Here is a 19774-nt window from a genome sequence, read left to right as displayed (position 1 = left end):
CTGTTGTTCGGCAATGGCGGCGCCGGTGGTCAGGGCGGCGCCGGAGGTGCTGGCGGGGCCGGCGGGATGGGCAGCGCCGGGGTGATCGGAAATCCCAACGGTGGCACCGGCGGCGACGGCGGCGACGGCGGCGAGGGCGGTGTCGGCGGGGCGGGCGGTCGCGGCTCGCTACTGTTCGGCCAGGCGGGCGCCCATGGCGGTGGTGGTGTCGGCGGTGACGGCGGCACTGGCGGTCAGGGTGGTACCGGCGCGGCCGATACCGGCTCGGGCGCCGGCAAGGGGGGCAACGGAGGCAAGGGAGGGGCTGCCGGACTAGGCGGCGGTGGGGCCGCCGCGGGCACCGGGGGAACCGGCGGTGCCGGCGGCACCGGCGGTGCCGGCACCGGCGGGGTGGGCTTGCAGGCCAGCGCCGGTGGTGACGGCGGCAACGGCGGTGCTGGCGGTACCGGCGTTGGTGGCATCGGCGGTGGTGCCGGCGGCGCCGGTGGAGTCGGCGGTAGAGGCGGCGACGGCCAGTTCATGGGGCTGGATGCGCTGCCGGAGGCTGGTGGCGTCGGCGGGACTGGGGGCATGGGCGGTCAAGGCACCGACGGCGGGCTCTTCGGTGACGGCGGCAAAGGTGGGGCCGGTGGGACCGGCGGCGCCGCCGGCGGTCTCGGCGGAGCCGGCGGCTACGGGATCGCCAGCGTCCTAGGCGCCGGCACTGTCGTCGGTGGTAAGGCCACCGGCGGCGCGGGCGGGACCGGCACCAACGGCGGCACCGGCGGCGCCGGCGGATACGCCGCCATCGCCAGCAACGGCGGCGCGGTTACCGGCGGCACCGCCACCGGCGGTGCGGGCGGGACCGGCAGCGACGGCGGGACCGGCGGTACCGGGGGCTCCGCCAACGTCGGCATCAACGGCATTGACGGCAGCGAAACCATCACTGGCGGCACTGCAACCGGGGGTGCCGGCGGCGCAGGCATCGCCGGGGGCATCGGCGGCAACGGCGGTGCCGCGAGCGTCGCCCGGGAAACTTTTTTGAATTCTGGCGGCACCATCACTGACGCCACCGCCACCGGCGGCAACGGCGGCACCGGCACCAACGGAGGCACCGGCGGCAACGGCGGCCTCGCCAAGATCTCCACCGCCCAAGCCACCAGCGCCGCAAGCGGGGTCGCACTCGGCGGATCAGGCGGCAACGGCACCGGTAGCGGCCTCAGCGGCGGGGCCGGCGGCGACGGCATCATCGCTAGCACTGGGACGGGCACCCAGGCGACAGGCACCGCCATGGGTGGCGCAGGCGGCGTCAGCGGCACCGGGGCTACCGGCGGCGACGGTGGCGCAGGCGGGGCGGGGTCGGTGACAGCTAACTTCGCCGGTGACACCGCCACCGGCACCGCCACCGGCGGCAAGGGCGGGGCAGGCGGCGCCGGGGGCACCGGCGGCGCTCTCGGCGGCAACGGCGGCCAGGGGGGCGATGGGATAATCATTTCTAACGGTGCCGCCTTCAACTCCACCGCTATTGGCGGCGACGGAGGCACCGGCGGCGACGGAGGCACAGGTGCCGGCGCTGACGGCGGCGCCGGCGGCGTCGGCGGTAGGGCCTTGCCTTATAGCAGCTTTGGCGTTGAAGACGCACGAGGCGGCAACGGCGGCAACGGCGGCAACGGCAGCACACCCGGGGTGGGTGGCGATGGACACGGCGGCGCTGGCGGAATGGGCGGCCAAGCGAACATCGACAACGGTGAGAATGGCGGGAATGGCACCAACGGCCAGCCCGACGGCACACCTGGCACCGACGGACCAAACGGCTGAAACTCGCCATAACACCAGCGCTTACGCGGCCCAGACCGCAACAGCCAAGCCGTCAGGACCGGAGCAGACACTGCGGCTTGCCGCAATCGATGACGGCCTCACGGCTGTGTGGGCAGCTAGCACGTGCACACCACGGAATCACCGGCCGGCAGAACCCGGCACGCAGTTGCTGGGATCCGAGACCCGATCGACTACCGCCTTGGAGATGGTCGCCTCAGCGTGGGTACCGGCTCCACACCTTTTGCCAGCGCGACCCGGTGCCGCCGCGCTGGCACCGGTCCTGTCGCACTCGCCCGGCCACACCTTCTGAGCATGTGGCCACGCGCAACACAGTTCTAAGCTCGAAGGAATGACACGTTCTCCTGACTCCCCTCCCCCGCGCATTGACTTCGACGCCCTTTACCGCGGTGAGAGCCCAGGTGAAGGCCTGCCCGCGGTGCAGACGCCGCCCTGGGACACCAAGGCGCCCAAAGAGAATGTCATCGCCTGGCATGCCAACGGTTGGGTGCGTGGCGAGGTCCTCGACGTCGGCTGCGGCCTCGGTGACAACACCATCTTCCTGGCCAAGAACGGATATGACGTGACGGGCCTGGACATCTCGCCGACGGCGCTGGCCACCGCCGAACAGCGGGCCAAGGAGGCCGGCGTCGAGGTGACGTTCGCTGTCGCCGACTCCACCAAGCTGGACGGCTACACCGACGCCTTCGACACCGTCATCGACAGCGGCATGTTCCACTGCCTCGACGACGACGGCAAGCGCAGCTATGCGGCCGCCGTGCACCGCGCCACCAAGCCGGGCGCCACCCTATTGATGAGCTGTTTTTCCGACGCGATCCCGCCGGACGAGGAGTGGCCACGACCCTCGGTGCCCGAGCAGACCTTGCGCCACGTCCTCGGCGGCGCGGGCTGGGAGATCGTGTCGCTCGAGCCGGTGCGGGTGACCCGCGAGCTGGAGGGCAACGAGGTCGAGATGGCGTTCTGGTACTTGCGCGCCCAGCGCCGCGACGACGACTAGCTCCTCACGGTGAGCACCCCGCACGACCCTCATGCACCCACGCGAGCAGGTCCGGCCGGGCGAGTTGGTTGATGCGGTGGTTGTAGCGCCGGTATTCGTCAACGGTGAAGTACTCCTGCCACTCCCCGCTGCGGCCGTGCCGGAAGAACTGCTCGTCGCTGTGCCAAATGCCGTCGGTGGTGTTGGGTGCGTACTGCGCGGCGCGAGAGCGCATCGCCCCCAATGAGGCGTGCTGAGCCAGCTCTGCCGCCCGCTCGCGGGTGAGCCTGATACCCAGCACCGAGGCCAACCGCACCAACTCCCCTGGCAGATCCGCCTGGTAGTCGGCGTAATGGAACAAGGCCACGTTCGGCAGATGCCGCCGCTCCCAGACCTTGCCGAACTGGTGCAGCACGTTCGCGAGCGTGCCGATTCCCTTGGGCGGGGTGAACCCCACCCCCGGCGGTGGCAGGGCCGGCCCCTCCAGCCAGTGCCGGAACTCCTCGGTCACACCACGTCCAGGGCCCGGTTCGGGCGCCGGCGGCCCGGTCCGTTCGGCTTCCGGCACGGCCGCTTCATGTAACTCCCGCATCCGGCCCCGGTCCATGTTGGTGCTCTGGTGCAACATCGAAACGGCGGCGTCACGCGGATCGCGGCCCACGCAGATGTAGGTGACGCGGTCGTCGAGAATGAGGCCGTCCAGCGGTGTGTGGGTCTTGATGAACCGCCGGTGGGTCTGGGCGTCGAGGGTTGCCACGACCTCTTCGATCGGCCGGATGGTCTGGTCCAGCCACGGCGATATCGTCGACAACGGCCCGGGAAGTTCTGGCCCGTCGAAGATCAGCAGCGAGACCAGGCGTTGCGTCCAGGTCATGCCGCACTTCGGCGGGGTCGAGATGATGATGTCGCCGTCGCGCAATTCCAATGCGTCCCAACGTAAGTTGTCCGTCATCAGTTCGCGGTAGAGGACGCGGTCGCTCACCAGCTGATTCCCGTTCATGCCGTCACCTCCTCACTATGTCGAAGAGCATGCCTTCGATGGTCACACCCGGCGCGAACGCGAAGGCCATGCCCGCCGAGATCTCCTTCACCGAGTCAGGTTGGCGCACCATCATTTCCAGGACGAACATCAACGAAACGCTGAGCATGTTGCCGAACCGGGCAAGCACATCCCAGCTCTGCGCCGCACGCTCGACCGGGATTCGCAGTGATCGCGCCGACTGCTCGATGATCTTGGGCCCGCCCGGGTGGATGGCCCACAGGTCGATGTCGGACTTCTTCAATCCGTTGTCGTGCAGGACTTCCGCGATAACCGACTCGACACCGCGGTAGATGTAGTCGGGAAGATTCTCGGACAACTCGCACGTGATGCCGTTGTGATTGACGCCCAGCACGATGCCGTCTTCCGCGTCGTCGAGCAACTGGCTGAAACTGCTGCGAATCACCACCCTGCCCGGATCGAGCTTCTCCTGCACCTGGCTGGCACCGATGACCACGGCACCGCAGCCGTCGCCGAACAGGCTGTGAATGACGACGTCATTGATGTCGTCGGCGAAAACGGCGTTCACCGAGCACAATTCGATGCACACCACGAGAGCCTTCATGGCCGGGTGGGCGCGAACGTACGTCGCAGCGGTGCGGATCGCGTTCATCGCGGCCGCGCATCCCATGAAGTTGATGACGACCCGTGACACCGACCGCGGCAGGCCGAGTTGCTTGACGATCGCGACGTCCACTCCCGGAGCGATGAACCCGGTGCTGGTGACGAACACGACCAGACCGATCTCGTCCATTTGGTACGGCACGCCGGCCAACGCCCGGCCTGCCACGTCGACCGCCAGCGGTACCGCGTGTTCGTAGAACAGGTTCATCCGGTCCCGGACTGTTCCCGGCTCCCGTCGCAGCAGGTCGAATTCGGCGTCGAGGGGGTCGACCGCCATCTGTCGGGTGGCGATCCGCGTCTTCTGGTACACCCGCGGAATGCGTTCCCGCTGTGTCGGATCAAGGAAAAGCTCGGCGACGCGGTCCGCGACGTCGGCCTGGCTGACCATCCGGCTTGGTGTCCCCGTCGCGATGCTCTCGATGACCGCGACCGCCGTCGGTGGCGCCGGCGGCAACTGGGCCAGACCGATTTCGGCATCGTGCTGGCCGTCCCGGTCAGGACGGTCGGTCGGGAGCAGCGCGCCGCTCTCTGCCGGGGCGCTCATACCGACCCGATTCCGACGAAGCCCGAAGCCACGTAGCTGGCACTGGCTTTGAAAGCGGTGGGCGAGAAGTGCTCCCGGATGAAGCCCCAGTTGTGCTCCTTGGCCTGGCGGGATGGCGCCAGCAGGTAGGTTCGGCACAATTTGGGCAACCGGTCGCTGACGAAGCTTTTCGCGGGCAGCCATTCGACACCGAACTTCGCCGATTCTTCGCGCAGCACGTCTTCGGTGACGATGTTGGCGAATCCGCTGCGCTGGAACGGCAGCACGTGGTGAACGCGGTGCGAACTCAGCCCGGCGGACAGGAAGCAGTCAACATAGCGGTTGCCCACCACCTTCAGGTCGTTGGCGTTCTCGACCTGATCGACGCCCCAGTCCTCGCCCTTGACGAACTCGTCCCTTTCGTCCTCGAACTCGTGGCTGGCGACGACCATGAAGGTGCTGACCCACAACGTCGCGACAAATTGCAGTGCCCAGGCCCAGAAGTCGCCTGCCAGCGTGAACGCCACCAACTCACCGACGAGGAGCAGGCGCACCCCGGACGAGCCAAGGAAGTGCGGTAATGCGTTGCGCCAGCTGCCGTAGCCTTCTTCGACCCCCACTCTGCGGGTCATCTTCCACACGTCGGCGATGCGGATGGCCATGCCGGTGATGGTGTGGCCGAGCTTGTGCAGCGTGTGCACGGGAATTCGGTACAGCCGCGGTAGCTGCATCATCATCGTGAAGACGTTTTTCTTGATGTCGACGTCGCTTTGGGTGTACGGATGGTGCAGCAGGGTGTGCCCGTCGGCGACCACGAGAGCCAACGCGATGTAGTTCAAGTCAAAGCTGTTCGCCAGGGCCCGATTAGCGCCGCGCTGCGGGCGATGCAAGGCGTAGTGGCCGTAGCCGACCAACGAACTGCGCAGCAGCACCATGGCGATCACGAAGGCCCACAACGGCATCCAGCGGGGCTCGACCAACCGAACGGCCTGCACCGCGAAGTAGCTGACGGCGAGCATCGCCACCACCAGGTTGAAGAGCCGATCCATCCGCTTGATCCGCGCGGCCAGCGCCGGCTCCTTCAAGCGGGCCTTGACCCGGTGCATCAGGTCGTTGGGGTTGTCGAAGGCGTATTGCGGGGTGTCGCGCCAACTGTTGAAGGTCTCCTTGAAAAGGAACGGCGGCGCATTGTGTTTGGGATGGATGTCACGCGGAGTCGCGTCGCGGCCCAACGCGTAACGCTCCAGCATCCGTTCAACCTTCGCCGTGTCTTTGTGGTACGACGAGACAATCGCGGTGATATCGCGATTCTTGGTGCGACCGATGAAGAACGCACCGCCGGGATGCTTGGAGATCCAGTCACTCAGATCGTAAGCCCGCCCGTTGTAGACCCACACGTCTGACAGCACCGGCGGCCCACCTGGCGGAGGCCCAAGGCGTGGACCGGGCCCACGCTCCTGAACGTCAGGCAGGTCGTTGGTCATTCGTGTTTCCTCCAGGTTCGATCGGGGAAGATCTGGCGCTCGCTCGGGGATTCGAACGAACGGGCCCAATAGTGGGGCGGGCGCCTTGGAGAATTCTCAAAGGATTTTGGCGCGCCGAAACGGGGCGTGTCCAAACGAGTTACACCACTCGCAACTGTTAGCTCCGACGCGGCGTTCGGGTGGGAACCGGCCCGAAGGTGCCCGTGCCTCCGGGCCGGCTCCACGCCGAGTGTTGTCGGGCCTACTGCGTCACGGGCGGGATGGTAACGGCCTCACCCCATTTCGACAGGGTGACTGTGACGTGTCCCTGATCCTTGTCGAGAACCATGCGCACCAGAACCGGGGTGGTGGGCGTGCCACCGCCGGCATTCACATCGGCGATGTACAAGGTGATGGGCAGGGTTTGCACGCCTTTGCCGATCTGCGGCACCAGTGGATCGACGAGCGCCGCATCGATGGTCCCAGTGACCTTGACGGTGGCCACACCGTCGATCGTCTCATTCCCGGCAACCTGCGGATCCTGAACTCTGGCGATAACGGAGCCAAGTCCCTTGTCCTTGTCCAGGACGATGCCGGGGTCATAGATCTTGTCCGCCGGGCCCATCGAGGAGTACTTACCCGAGTCGTCCTTGGTGTACATGGTCTTGTTGGTGACGACAAACTCCTTCGGGACGGCTGGTCCCCCGTTCGGGCCAATCCGCACCCTGGCATCGCCGACCGCCTGACCGCCCTTGTCCTCGGGCTGGTTGGTCACATCGGCGTTGACGCTCTCCATGGGCAACGTCGTGATGTTGGTTGTCTCCAACACGATGTGGATGTTGTGCAGGTCGCCGGTCGCCTTCGCGGCGTCCTTCAAGAGCTGCGGCGTGGCTTGTGGCGCTGGCGCTCCGGACGTTCCGGATGCGCCGGAGGTCGCGGGGGCGCCCGACGTCGCGCCCGACGTTGCGGAGGTCGCGCCCGAGGTCTCGGTGCTCGCGGTGTTCGACTTGCCGCCGCATCCGGCGAGCACTGACGCGAAAAGTGCCGCCGCCGCCACGGTCGCGACGGGCACGCGGGTCAATCGAGGACGGGAGAGCAGACGACGAGAAGGGTTTGCTTGTGAGATCAAGCCAGGCATGACCAACCTTTGCTGAGTTGTCCGACCGGTAGTAATGGGGCAGCGTATTCGCTGGCCTTGTCTTGCCGCATAGCCAGGGCAGCCGAATCACAGGCCCCGTCCATGTCGCGGGCCTCGGTGACTGCACACCCGCACCCTGGTTCACCATGGCGGCTTCGGTGTAGCCGAATGCCGCCGCTCTCACAGCCCGGGTTCCCAGATCACGTTTGCCGGAGAGCGAGACAGTAACACGCGGCCAGCGCGGGGGAAACAGTTTCGCCGAAGGTTCGGAAAGGCTCCCGCTAACCTTTACGCGTGAATCTCGACGGCAATCAGGCCACCATCCGGGAGGTGTGTGAGGCCGGGCTGCTGCCCGGTGCGCTGACGTTGGTCTGGCAGCGCGATAAAGTGCTGCAAGTCAACGAGATCGGTTATCGAGACGTTGACGCGGGCCTGCCGATGCAGCGTGACACGCTGTTTCGTATCGCGTCGATGACCAAGCCCGTCACGGTCGCCGCGGCCATGGCCCTGGTTGACGAGGGCAAACTGTCGCTGAAGGATCCCGTGGCACGCTGGGCGCCTGAACTCGGCGCCGTCCAAGTCCTCGACGACCCGCACGGCCCGTTGGACCGCACCCATCCTCTCCGGCGCCCCATCCTGATCGAGGATCTGCTGACTCATACCAGCGGACTCGCTTACGCGTTTTCGGTGTCCGGGCCCATCTCCCGGGCGTACATGCGGCTGCCGTTCAACCAGGGGTCCGATGCCTGGCTGGCCGAGCTCGCCGCCCTGCCGTTGGTGCACCAACCCGGCGAGCGGGTGACATACAGCCACGCCATCGACGTGCTGGGTGTGATTCTGAGCCGCATCGAAGGCAAGCCGTTCCACCAGGTCCTCGACGAACGGGTACTGGGGCCGACGGGCATGGTGGACACTGGCTTTTTCGTGACGCCCGAAGCGCGGTCGCGCGCCGCGACGATGTACCGCCATGACGAAGAGGGTCGGCTGCGCCATGACGTGATGGGGCCGCCGCACGTCACGCCGCCGGCGTTCTGCAATGCCGGGGGCGGGTTGTGGTCGACCGCCGACGACTACCTGCGGTTCGTCCGGATGTTATTGCGCGACGGCACGGTTGACGGTGTTCGAGTGCTCTCACCCGAGTCGACGCGCCAGATGCGCACCGACCGGCTGACCGTCGAGCAGAAGCGTCACAACTTTCTGGGCGCGCCGTTCTGGGTGGGCCGCGGGTTCGGGTTGAACCTGTCGTTGGTGACCGATCCGGCCAAGTCCACTCCCCTGTTCGGGCCCGGCGGCGTCGGAACATTCAGCTGGCCCGGTGCGTACGGGACGTGGTGGCAGGCAGATCCGAGCGCGGACCTCATCTTGATGTACCTGATCCAGTTCTGCCCGGACCTGTCCGTGAACGCGGCCGACGCCGTTGCCGGCAATCCGGCGCTGGCGAGACTGCGTACGGCACAGCCGAAGTTCGTTCGCCTGACTTACCGCGCTCTCAGCCTGTAAACATGGACGTGCCCTAGGCTCGCCCGCATGTCGAAACCGACCGTGCTGATCAGCGGTGCCGGCATCGCCGGTCCGGCACTCGCCTTCTGGCTCGCCAAGGGCGGCTATCGCGTGGTGATCGTCGAGCTTGCCGACGGCATCCGCCCGGGCGGGCAGACCGTGGATTTGCGGGGCGCGGGACGGGAGGTCGTCGAGCGGATGGGGCTGCTGCAGCAGATGCGCGAACGCAGCCTGGATCAGCGCGGCATCGCGTGGGTGAAAAACGACGGCCGACGAGCCGCGGAGATGCCGGTGGACGCGTTTCACGGCAACGGGATGGTCAGCCAGCTCGAGATCCTGCGCGGTGACCTGGCCGACGTGTTGTACCGGGCCACCGAAGCCGGCGTGGAGTACCGCTTCGGCACCCGGATCGCCGAGGTGGCCCAGTCCGATGACCCCTTGGCAGGCCCAGCGGTAGCGACGTTGTCGGACGGCTCGACGGTGCGCGCCGACCTGATCGTCGGCGCCGACGGCCCGCACTCGGCGGTGCGCCGGCTGGTGTTCGGGCCCGAGGAGACATTCGTCCGACCCCTCGGCGGCTATCACGCCTGGTTCACCGCCCCCGATACCGTCGGCCTGAACGGTTGGTACCTGATGTACCAAGCCCCCGGTGGCCTCAACGCATCGATGCGCCCGTCGCATGATCCAGCCGTCGCCAAGGCGAGTCTCGCGTTTCGGTCCGGTCCGTTGCAGTACGCCCGCAGCGATCTCGACGAACAGCGCGAGCTGTTGGCGGCCCGATTCGCCGGTGCCGGTTGGCAATGCGACGCATTGATCGCCGCCGCGCGGGAAGCCGACGACTTCTACTTCGACGCATTCGCCCAGGTTCACATGGACAGCTGGTCATCCGGACGGGTCGCGCTGGTCGGGGATGCCGGCTACTGCGCCTCACCGCTGAGCGGCATGGGCACCAGCCTGGCCCTGGTGGGCGCGTACGTGCTGGCGGGGGAACTCGTCGCGGGGCCCCTGCCCGACGCCTTGAAGCGGTACGAGACGGTGATGCGCCCGTACGTCGACCGATGCCAGAAGCTGCCCAACGGCATCGACAGCTACGTCCCCAAGTCCGCTTCGGACATTCGGATCAACGCGTTGGTGATGAAGTACATGCAGCGCTGGCCATTCCGCCCGGTCGCCGAGCGGCTGTGGTTCAAGACCGCCGAGGCCGTGCAGCTGCCGGACTACTGAGCGGGCAGAGACATCACCCGACGCAATCCTCGGTCGGTGACGGACACGGTGCCGTCAAAACAAGCGGCGCATTACCGACAGAGCCCGCTTGCTGTGCGGCGGATAGACGAAGCGGGGATCCGGCCTGGCCGGCTTGGCCAGCACCGCCCGGCGGTGGCTGAGCGCTTCGAAACCCCACTTGCCGTGGTAAGCGCCCATCCCGCTGGCGCCGACACCGCCGAAGGGCAGCTGGGGCGTCAGGCAGTGCATCGCAACGTGATTGATCACCGCTCCGCCGGACGGCACCCGATCCACCAGGTCGCGACCTAACCGCGGTGACGAGGTGAAGACATACAGCGCCAGGGGCTTTGGTCTGCTCTTGACGAAAGCGACGGCCGCGTCGAGAGATTCGACCGTCAGCACCGGAAGGATCGGCCCGAAGATTTCTTCGGCCATCACCGGATCGTCCGCGGGCGGATCAACGACGACGGTGGGTTCGATGCGCAGATTCTCCCGGTCTAGAGCGCCCCCGGTGACGACGCGCCCTCGGGTGCCGCGGATCATCTCGGCCAACCGGTCGAACTGGCGCACGTTGACAACGCGCACCCCCGCCTCGGGGCCCGACGACCGGAACTGGCGCAAGTAGGTACTGACCCGGTCCACCAACTGGTCGGTGATCGCCCGCTCCGCCAGGACGTAATCCGGTGCTATACAGGTTTGCCCGGAGTTGAGCAGCTTGATCCAGGCGATGCGGCGCGCGGTGACGTCGATGTCCGCATCGGCGGCGACGATCACCGGGCTCTTGCCGCCGAGCTCCAGGGTGACCGGCGTCAACGTCGGGGCCGCCGCGGTCATCACCTTGCGGCCGACCTCCGTACCGCCGGTGAACAACGCGTGGTCGAAACCCGCGGCGAGTAATTCCCTGGTCACCGACGCGTCCCCCTCCACCACCCGAACAGCCTCGGGATCAACGTATTTCGGTAGCAGTTGGGTGAGCAGCGTCGAGGATTCCGGGGCGAACTCTGATGGCTTGACGACCGCGCAGTTGCCGGCGGCCACCGCCGCAATCAGCGGACCCAGGCACAAATAGAACGGGTAGTTCCACGGCCCGATGATCAGCACGACGCCGAGGGGTTCGTATTGCACCCAGCCGCGACCGGGCAGCTGCGCCAACGGCAGCGAAACCCGCTGCTTACGCATCCACTTCCGGAGGTGACGCAGCGCGTATACCGCCTCGGCCCGAGTCGAGGCGATGTCACCCAGCCAGGCTTCTGCGGGTGCGCGGCCGAGATCCGCGGCCAGCGCCGCGGCGATCGCTGTCTCCTGTTCCGAGACCATCCGTTCGATGCCGCGCAGTTGCTGTCGGCGCCACTGCAGCGACCGCGTACGGCCGGTGGCAAAGGCGCGACGGACGCTCGCGAGGACTTCGGCCTCCCCCACCGTGGGCGGGCTCTCCACAACCAGCATCAAGGACCTCCAAAGGTGTGTCGGACGACGTCAGAACCGAATCAGGCCGCGGAGGTTGACCCCGTCGTGCATGTCTTCGAAGCCCTGGTTGATGTCCTCGAGCGCATATTCGCGGGTGATCAGCTCGTCGAGTTTCAATTGCCCCGAGCGGTACAGGTCCAGCATCTTGGGAATGTCGCTGCGCGGGTTCGAGGACCCGAAAAGTGAACCCCGAACTTGCTTTTCGTACAGGGTGAGATCGAACAACGACATGTCCACGCTGGTGTCGGTGGGGTGCGGAATGGCGGTCATCACCACGCGGCCCCGCTTGCCCACCAGGCTCAACGCCTGCGCAACGTAGGCCCCCTCGGCCGACGACGGGGTCACCACGCAGACGTCCGCCAGCGCGCCGCGGGTCAGCTCGGCGACCAGCCCCTGCGCTTCCTCGACCGTCGCCGCGACGTGGGTGGCGCCGAACTCGCGGGACCTGGTGCGCTTGTACTCGACCGGGTCGAGCGCAATGATGTTGCGCGCGCCCGCAATCCGAGCACCCTGCACGGCGTTCATGCCGATGCCACCCACACCCATCACCACCACGGTGTCGCCGTCGGCCACCTCGCCGGTGTTCACGGCGCTGCCGTAGCCCGTGGTCACCCCGCAGCCGACCAGCGCCGCCTTGTCGAGGGCCGTGCCGTCGTCAACTCTGACCACCGATGACGTCGGCACCACGGTGTACTCCGAAAATGTTCCCAGCACGCACATTTGGCTGAGGTCCTGGCCTTTGGCGTGGAAGCGGAAGGTGCCGTCGAGTTGCGGGCCGGCGACGATCGCCGCACCCTGCACGCACAGATTGCTCATGCCGCGCGCGCACGGCAGACAGCGTCCGCAGGCCGGAATGAAGCTCAGCACCACCGAATCACCTTCGGCCACGTCGGTGACGCCCGGTCCGACTTCCACGACAACCCCGGCGCCCTCATGGCCGCCGACCACCGGCATCCGCATCGGCATGTCGCCAGTGACCAGATGGTCGTCGGAATGACACAGCCCGGTGGCGGTGAGCTTGACCATGACCTCGGCCTGCTTGGGCCCGTCCAGTTCGACCTCTTCGACTTCCCACTTCTGGTGCAATCCCCACAGCACCGCGGCTTTCGTCTTCATCGAGCGGTCCTCTCCGGTGTCCAGGTGGCGGGCAGGCGCTTGATGCCGTTGATGAAATTGGCGACCAGGAAATCTGGCTCGGGAGCGTCGATGTCGGGAATGCGGGTGTAGACCTCGGTCAGCAGCGACCTGAGCATCGTGCGCGCGAGCGCGGCCCCGAGACAGAAGTGGGGGCCACCGCCGCCGAATGCGATGTGCGGGTTGGGACTCCGGGAGATGTCGAACTTGAACGGGTCATCGAACACCTCCTCGTCACGGTTGCCCGAGCAGTACCACAACACCACTTTGTCCCCGGCCTTGATTTCCGAGCCGCCGATGTTGATGTCCTCGGTTGCGGTGCGGCGCATGTGGATCACCGGTGTGGCCCAGCGCAGCACCTCTTCCACCGCGGCGTCGCCCCATCCCGGAACGTCGTCGACCAGCCGGGCCCGCTGCTCGGGGAACTTGGAGAACGCGTGGATGGCTTGGGCCGACGCGTGACGGGTGGTGTCGTTGGCGGCCACGGCCAGCAGCACGAAGAACGCCCTGATTTCGTCGTCGGTCATCTTCTTGCCGTCAAATTCGGCCTGCACCAGCCACGTCAACAGGTCGTCGCCGGGATTCGCCCGGCGCTCCGGGATGAGCTGGGTGGCAACCTCGTGCAGGTCCATCACCCCGCCGGCAAACAGCTCCAAGCCGGTCCGGCCGGCACAAACCTCGGGGTCGGGCCAACCGAGCAGGCGCTGCGCGGCGTCGATGGTCTTGTCGTAAAGCTCGCCTTTGGGCAGGCCGAAGAAGCTGCCGAAAATCCGGCCGGGCAGCTGGACCGACACCAGCTCGACGAAGTCTCCCTCGCCCAGGTGGGCCATCTCAGTGACCAGGTCGCGCGCGTGACCGCGCACCCAACCCTCCAACCGGCGCATGTTGCGCGGCTTGAAGGCGTCCAGGGTGATGCCACGCAGTTGGGTGTGGCGCGGCGCGTCCATGGCGATGAAGGACTGAGCCACCTCGATCATCTCCGGGGCGAAGTCCTCCATGGTGATGCCCTGCGCCGACGAGAACACCTCCGGATGCCGACTGGCATAACGGATGTCGGCCATCTTGGTCAGCGACCAGAAGCCCTTGGTGTTGAGTTCCTCTGGCAGCAAATCGGATTCGGCGGGCCGGCTCCACGGCACCGGGTTCTCCCGGCGCAACGTCTCGAAGGCGGCGTCGCGCTCCTCGGCGGGCTTCGCCCAGAATGAGCGAGCGGCCAGGTCAATGTCTCGGTGCGTTGCGGGCAGCGCGGTAGTCATCAAGGTCCTTCCGTTCCGGCCGCTGGCAGATGGTTTCGACCGTGGCCTCCATCACATGCTCGCCCGCTAGTGACGCAAGCAGCACCGGCGCAAGTGCCAAACCGTGGCCTGTGCGGGCCAATCGATCAGTTCGTCGGGACACTGACGGTGGCGGCCAGCCCGCCGCCGTCCCGCGCCGAGAACGTGAGCCGGCCGCCCATCGTTTCCACGATCTGCTGGACGATCCACAGGCCGAGTCCCGCGGTCCCGCGTTGATCGCCGACGCTGACGTACTTTGCCGTGAGCTCGCCGAGGCTGCCGTCGGGTACGCCGGGGCCCCGGTCCAAGATGGCGATTCGCAACTCGTCACCGTCTCGTGCGCACGTCACATCGACCGGTTCACCCCGCCCGTGCCGGGACGCATTCTCCAGCAGGTTGGTCAGAATGCGTTGCAGCCCTTGCGCATTCACCGCAACGGGGTCCAGGTCACCGGTGGTCAGGCGCAGTCGCGGCGGCTGCAGACCCACGGCGTCGGCCGCGGCAGTGATCAGTTCCGCGACATCGACGCGGCGCACCCGCCCGGACGAGAACGTCGGCCGGCGACTGAGCGCCACGTCACCGAGCGCATCGAGCATGTCGTGCAGGTGCCGGGCGTGCCGTTCGGCCAACTGCAGGCCCGCTTCGCGATCAGGCTCCGACAACTTGTTCGACGCGTCGTTCAGGGCCCGCGCCAACGCCTCTAATGACGCCACCGGGGTGCGGAATTCGTGAAGCAGGACCTGCAGGCCATCCTGCTGCGCCTCGTAGGACCGCAACAGCCTGGCCCGCAGGTCACGCTCCTCCTCCGCGGCCGCATGTTCGGCCTCGGCCTCGAGGATGGCCCGCAGGCGCGACCGCTGTTCACGTTCGGCCAGCGCCGACAAACCCGCCCCCAGCACCGCGATGAACAACAGGTACACCGCCCACCACACACCCTGCAGGGTGCGGGAAGGCCCTTCTACCGCATCCGGTCCGGTGGTCAACGCCAACACGACATACGCAGCGCCGAGCAGCACCGTGATCAGCAGCGTCCCTGCGACCGTCAACCGCGCAGCGGACGCGATCACCACCAGCACCATGACCACCGCGACGGGACTGTGCACGCCCCCGGTGAGAGCGGTCAACGTCAAGGTGAACGCAGAGTCAATGGCCGTGAGCAAGTACCCGTAGCGGGTTCGTCGCACCTCCACTCGGGGGTTCAACAGAAATGCGGCCGAATAGAGCATGGCGGCGACCAGGACGGCTGCGGTGGCGACGACATGTTCTCGCACCCAGGGCGGACCGACGACCAACAAGACCGCTATCGATGTCACCACGCCGATCCGCGCCGTGATGACCAGGCCGGCCAGCCCGTAATCATCGGCGTCGGGTCCCAGCGCCGAACGGATCCGATCCAGCGGTCTCACCCGCCCGACCATAGGGTTGGCGTTAGCATCCGGCAATGGCGCGTAAGCCCCCAAAGCCCTATGTCGTGGTGATCGTGGATGATCACGAGCTTTTCGCCCAGGGCCTGGCGCTGCTACTCAGCAGCGAGTGGAGCGACTTGTTCACCGTCGCCGGGCAGACGACGTATGTCGAAGAGGCTGCGGACCTGGTCGCGAACACGGGGGCCGACCTGGCGATCATCGACCTGGCCATGCCCCCGCTGGGCGGTGTCGCCGCGATCCGGCACGTCCGAGCGCGGCATCCGTCGACCCGCATCCTCGCACTCTCCGGGACCGACGACCTGGGGCTGGCCGAGGAGGCGCTGCGCGCGGGGGCCGACGGGTTTCTGCGTAAGACCGCGCGTCCCGAGGCGCTGGCGAGCCCGCTGTGCACGATCGCCGAGGGGTTGCGCGTGCTGGACGGCGCGGTGCTCGACGCGCTACTGAGCAACACCCGCAAGCCGCCCGCCGCGTTGGTCGAAAGCCTCAATCCTCAGGATCTGCGCCTGTGGGCGCTGCTGGCGGGCGGAATGGAAACGGTGGACATCGCCAAGCGGATGCTGGTGTCCGAACGGACCGCCAAGCGCATGGTGGCCTCGCTCCTGCACAAACTCGGCGTCAGCAACCGCATCGCCGCGGCGGCGCTCGCCGGACAGTGCGGGTTGCTCGATGACCCGGCGGACACCGGCCTGCACTAGCTGACCCGGATTGCCTGGGCGGGACACATCGCGGCGGCGCGAACCACGGCGTCCTGTTCGTCCGCGGCCGGATCCGGATTCAGCACCACCGCCTGCTCGCTGTCGTCGGGCAGGTCGAAGACGTCCGGAGCCGCCATGATGCATTGCCCGTGGCCTTCGCACAGGGTGTAGTCGAGGGTGACGTGCATACCGGCAGTATTGCGCCGTTCGTCGACCCAACGGCGGCCCGCGCGCGCCAACGCTGGCCTTGCCGTGCCAGGTGGTCAGTTCACGCGGACGGTGTGTTCATTCGCCACGATCGGCGCTTCGGGCGCCCTCGAGGGCTCGGAGCCGTTGCCGGGCAGTTTGGCGCGCATCACCGCCTTGCGCTGAGCCTCCATCCGCTCCAACGCCTCCTGAGTGAACACCGACAGACCGAGTTCGTGGTTGTAGCCGTGGATTTCCTTGACGTCGAGTTGAGCCAGGAAGTAGACGATCTCCTTGGAGACCAACTGGCCGGGGACCAGCACCGGGAACCCCGGCGGGTAGGGCACCACGAAGGTCGTGGACACCAGCTTCTTCCCCTCGGCCAGGCGCCGGCCGGCCGTGCCGATCTGCACGTACTCGCGGTCCTTCTCCTCGTAGCCGGCGTAGAACGCGGTCCGGGTGTCGCCGAACACGCTGTTCTCGTCGGGTCGGAAGGCGATGTCGAACTCGCTGAAGTCCGGTAGGTGCGGAAGGTCTTCGGTGATCTCTTCGACGCGGCGCTCGTGCAGCGCCCAGTCCGCGGCGCTGGCCGCCTTCTCGGTCCGGTCGAAGTCGCTGGCGACCCGGCGCAGCACGTCGAGCAAATGATGCACGCTCGACCAGGTCACACCGATGGTGAAAATCAGCAACACGCTGTTGATCGACGTCTTGTTGATTTGGATGCCGAACCGCTCCATCAGGATCTTCTCGCGGAAGTCATAGCCGTTCATTCCGGTCTTGCCGAGGAACAGCGTGACCCGGGTCGGGTCCAGCACGAACTGATCGGATCGCCACGCCTCGTTCCACTCGTCCAGGGCACCTTGCCGGACCTCGCGGTACGAGCTGACGTGTGAGGCCCGATATTCCTCGGGCACCAGGTCGGATTCGTCGAGGATGCGGAACCACTTGCTGATCAACCGGTCTTTGCGGACCCGGTGACGGAACACCAGCGCCATGTCGTAGGTCTGCCGGACCAGCTGGAATCCCTCGATGTCGACCTGGCGGCGGGCCAGGTCCAGCGAAGCCAGCAGCTGCTGGTTCGGTGACGTGGAGGTGTGCGTGAGGAATGCCTCGCCGAAGGCGTCCCGGGCGCGCGCGTTGAAGTCCTGGTCCCGGATGTGGATCATCGACGCCTGCCGGAACGCCGAGAGCGATTTGTGGGTGGAGTGTGTCGCGTATACCCGCACTCGGGCGCGCGCGGGATCTGGAAGCAGCGGGCGATCAACCCATTCCGAGCGCGGTACGCCCGCCATGGACTCACGCCACTTGCGGTATTCCTCAGCGTATTCCGGCGACGCCAGCATCTGCTCCAGGCGTTCGGCCGCCACCATGGCGGTGCGCTGCCGGGCCCACGGCACCGCGGCGGCAAACGCATACCAGGCCTCGTCCCACAAGAAGACGATGTCCGGCTTGATCGCCAGCACTTCTTCCATCACCAGCCGCGGGTTGTAGACGACGCCGTCGAAGATGCAGTTGGTGAGCAGCAGCATGCGCACTTTTTCCAACTGCCCGGCCGCCTCGAGGTCCAACAGCGCCTTCTTGATGGTGCTCAGCGGCACCGCGCCGTAGATGGCGAATTCCGGCAACGCATAGGACTCCAGGTAGCGCGGGTACGCGCCGGCAAGCACCAACCCGTAGTGATGCGACTTGTGGCAGTTGCGGTCGATGAGAACGATGTCGCCCGGACGGGTCAGTGACTGCACGACAATCTTGTTCGCCGTGGAGGTTCCGTTGGTGACGAAGTAGGTGTGGTTGGCGTTCCAGGTGACCGCCGCCTTGTCCATCGCCTTCTTGATGTTGCCGTGCGGGTCGAGCAGCGAGTCCAGTCCGCCTGAGGTGCTTGACGTTTCGGCCATGAAGATGTTGCGGCCGTAGAACTCGCCCATGTCTTGCAACGACTTTGAGTTGAAGATGCTGGCACCACGGGCGACGGGAAGCGCGTGGAACTGACCGACCGGCGCGGCGGCGTACGCGCGCAATGCGTCGAAAAATGGGGTGGAGAAACGGTTTCGGAGGCCCGCGATGACCGTGCTGTACAAATCGGTGACATCGTTGAGCCGGTAGAAGGTGCGGTCGTAGACTTCGGTGTCGTCATCGCTGCCCGCGGCGATCGACTCATCGGTGAGTAGGTAGAGATCGATGTGCGGACGCAGTTCCTTGATCCACTCGCCGCATTCGACCCAGTCGTGCGTGCGGTCGGACACCCCGGTGTCGTCGTTGGCGCCGAGCAATGTGTTCATCAGCGGCACCCGATCACGCGAACGCAGCGGCAGGTCATGGCGAATGATCGCGGCTTGAATCTCGCCGTTCAATGCCACCGCGGTGATCGCGTCCTCGACGCTGGGAGCCACCAGGATCTCGAACTGGATATCGTCGGCCGGATTGCGCAGCGCGCGCAGGCACTCCACCAGGCTTTCCGGTGCGGTGGGCGGGGAATCGTCGGCGAGCAAGACGGTGTAGAACTGCTGCTGCTTGGCCTTGGCCACCAACTCCTGGTCGGCCAGCGGCGCCGAGGTGTCGAAAAGCGCTGTGCGGTCGCCGTATTCCGACAACAGCCGGGTGGCAAGCGACACTTCTTCGGTAAGGCGCACGGTGGACAGGCTCTCCAGATGGGACCGGTAGGCCGCCAGGTTTTCCGCACCGGGATACAGCCAATACCGTTCGTACGCCGCGATCCGGTCCATCAATCGCTTCACCACGGCCAGGTCGTGCGTCTTGTCCAGCCCGGCGAGGTCGACCTCGGCCAGATGACGGCACGCGTCGTCGAGCATGTTCCACGTGTCGACGCGGGTGTATGACGGGTTGGCCACCGCGGCCAACGCGGATACCCGCAGTCGTCGCGGGCGGGCGCTGCCTAGTGTCATGTCTTGCCTCTTCCGTGGGCCTGTTGTCTGGGTTTCTCGCGCGGTCAGTGCAACTCGTAATTGTCGCGGGCTAAACGGAAACAGTGGCCGGAACGGTTGTCCGTGCAGGTGACGCCGGCTTCTTGACTCTGGCAGGTAAGGGAGCCGACCGACCGGCTCTGACCGTACTGCAGCACCGGTAACCCGGGGCCGAGCAGCGTGTCGCTGTGACAAGCCAACTCGGGCGCGGCGCCCTGGTGCAAGCTGATTCGGCTGCCCCAGGCGCCCATACACGACGTCGGGCGGGGCGGCACCGAATAGGTGTGCTCGCCAATGACAGTAGCCAGCGCGACGACTGCCCAGCTTGCGTTGACTTTCATCAGCAGTCATTGTGTCGCGCTCCGGCG

At 66.7% G+C, this 19774-nt stretch carries 15 protein-coding genes and 1 pseudogene; 5 read left to right on the top strand and 11 right to left on the bottom strand.

All coding sequences use genetic code 11. From position 1 onward, the window contains the following. Both BST27_RS31520 and BST27_RS20270 read left to right on the top strand, forming a co-directional pair. Window positions 1–1797: pseudogene (locus BST27_RS31520) on the top strand (PE family protein); the annotation flags it as partial. A 349-nt stretch (window positions 1798–2146) separates the two neighbouring features. Then, on the top strand, window positions 2147–2812 hold the full coding sequence (locus BST27_RS20270; RefSeq protein WP_069418538.1) for a class I SAM-dependent methyltransferase: 666 nt from the start codon (window positions 2147–2149) through the stop codon (window positions 2810–2812). Window positions 2813–2816: 4 nt separating this feature from the next. Here the strand turns inward: BST27_RS20270 and BST27_RS20265 are convergent, their stop codons facing one another. The 4 genes from BST27_RS20265 to BST27_RS20250 all read right to left on the bottom strand — a co-directional run bounded on the left by BST27_RS20265 (window position 2817) and on the right by BST27_RS20250 (window position 7578). Then, a complete protein-coding gene (locus tag BST27_RS20265; protein WP_069418539.1) occupies window positions 2817–3791 on the bottom strand; it encodes a sulfotransferase domain-containing protein in 975 nt (324 codons plus the stop codon). A 4-nt stretch (window positions 3792–3795) separates the two neighbouring features. Next, a complete protein-coding gene (locus BST27_RS20260; RefSeq protein WP_069418540.1) occupies window positions 3796–4998 on the bottom strand; it encodes a type III polyketide synthase in 1203 nt (400 codons plus the stop codon). Continuing rightward, on the bottom strand, window positions 4995–6461 hold the full coding sequence (locus BST27_RS20255) for a fatty acid desaturase (protein ID WP_139805264.1): 1467 nt from the start codon (window positions 6459–6461) through the stop codon (window positions 4995–4997). Before BST27_RS20255 ends, BST27_RS20260 begins: the two co-directional genes overlap by 4 nt. Before the next feature lie 241 nt (window positions 6462–6702). Further along, a complete protein-coding gene (locus BST27_RS20250; RefSeq protein WP_069418541.1) occupies window positions 6703–7578 on the bottom strand; it encodes an LppX_LprAFG lipoprotein in 876 nt (291 codons plus the stop codon). 294 nt (window positions 7579–7872) lie between these two features. Here BST27_RS20250 and BST27_RS20245 point away from each other — a divergent pair, with 294 nt between their 5' ends. Then, on the top strand, window positions 7873–9078 hold the full coding sequence (locus BST27_RS20245) for a serine hydrolase domain-containing protein (RefSeq protein ID WP_069418542.1): 1206 nt from the start codon (window positions 7873–7875) through the stop codon (window positions 9076–9078). Window positions 9079–9105: 27 nt separating this feature from the next. Next, window positions 9106–10302: an FAD-dependent monooxygenase gene (locus tag BST27_RS20240; protein ID WP_069418543.1), complete on the top strand. Its 1197-nt coding sequence runs from the start codon at window positions 9106–9108 to the stop codon at window positions 10300–10302. A gap of 54 nt (window positions 10303–10356) precedes the next feature. Here the strand turns inward: BST27_RS20240 and BST27_RS20235 are convergent, their stop codons facing one another. The 4 genes from BST27_RS20235 to BST27_RS20220 all read right to left on the bottom strand — a co-directional run bounded on the left by BST27_RS20235 (window position 10357) and on the right by BST27_RS20220 (window position 15583). After that, window positions 10357–11748 carry an aldehyde dehydrogenase family protein gene (locus BST27_RS20235; RefSeq protein WP_069418544.1) on the bottom strand — a complete coding sequence of 464 codons (1392 nt, stop codon included), beginning with the start codon at window positions 11746–11748 and terminating at the stop codon, window positions 10357–10359. A gap of 30 nt (window positions 11749–11778) precedes the next feature. After that, the gene (locus BST27_RS20230; RefSeq protein WP_069418545.1) at window positions 11779–12885 is read right to left on the bottom strand and encodes an NDMA-dependent alcohol dehydrogenase; all 1107 of its coding nucleotides are present in this window, start codon (window positions 12883–12885) and stop codon (window positions 11779–11781) included. Then, complete coding sequence (locus tag BST27_RS20225; protein WP_069418546.1) at window positions 12882–14159, bottom strand: cytochrome P450; 1278 nt, start codon at window positions 14157–14159, stop codon at window positions 12882–12884. The genes BST27_RS20230 and BST27_RS20225 overlap by 4 nt, the downstream gene beginning before the upstream one ends. A gap of 125 nt (window positions 14160–14284) precedes the next feature. Beyond that, the gene (locus tag BST27_RS20220) at window positions 14285–15583 is read right to left on the bottom strand and encodes a sensor histidine kinase (RefSeq protein WP_232007234.1); all 1299 of its coding nucleotides are present in this window, start codon (window positions 15581–15583) and stop codon (window positions 14285–14287) included. Window positions 15584–15618: 35 nt separating this feature from the next. Here BST27_RS20220 and BST27_RS20215 point away from each other — a divergent pair, with 35 nt between their 5' ends. Continuing rightward, window positions 15619–16299, top strand: a complete 681-nt coding sequence (locus tag BST27_RS20215; RefSeq protein ID WP_197518083.1) for a response regulator transcription factor — start codon at window positions 15619–15621, stop codon at window positions 16297–16299. Here BST27_RS20215 and BST27_RS20210 read toward each other — a convergent pair. The 3 genes from BST27_RS20210 to BST27_RS20200 all read right to left on the bottom strand — a co-directional run bounded on the left by BST27_RS20210 (window position 16296) and on the right by BST27_RS20200 (window position 19747). Further along, complete coding sequence (locus BST27_RS20210) at window positions 16296–16487, bottom strand: ferredoxin (RefSeq protein WP_069418548.1); 192 nt, start codon at window positions 16485–16487, stop codon at window positions 16296–16298. The genes BST27_RS20215 and BST27_RS20210 overlap by 4 nt on opposite strands. A gap of 75 nt (window positions 16488–16562) precedes the next feature. Further along, window positions 16563–19388, bottom strand: a complete 2826-nt coding sequence (locus BST27_RS20205) for an aminotransferase class I/II-fold pyridoxal phosphate-dependent enzyme (RefSeq protein ID WP_079219580.1) — start codon at window positions 19386–19388, stop codon at window positions 16563–16565. A 44-nt stretch (window positions 19389–19432) separates the two neighbouring features. Then, window positions 19433–19747, bottom strand: coding sequence for a DUF6636 domain-containing protein (locus tag BST27_RS20200; RefSeq protein ID WP_069418549.1), 315 nt, complete (start codon window positions 19745–19747; stop codon window positions 19433–19435). Window positions 19748–19774 lie beyond the last annotated feature (27 nt).

Source organism: Mycobacterium intermedium (genome assembly GCF_002086275.1).
Lineage (GTDB): Bacteria > Actinomycetota > Actinomycetes > Mycobacteriales > Mycobacteriaceae > Mycobacterium > Mycobacterium intermedium.
This window is presented reverse-complemented; position numbering and strand designations above follow the sequence as displayed.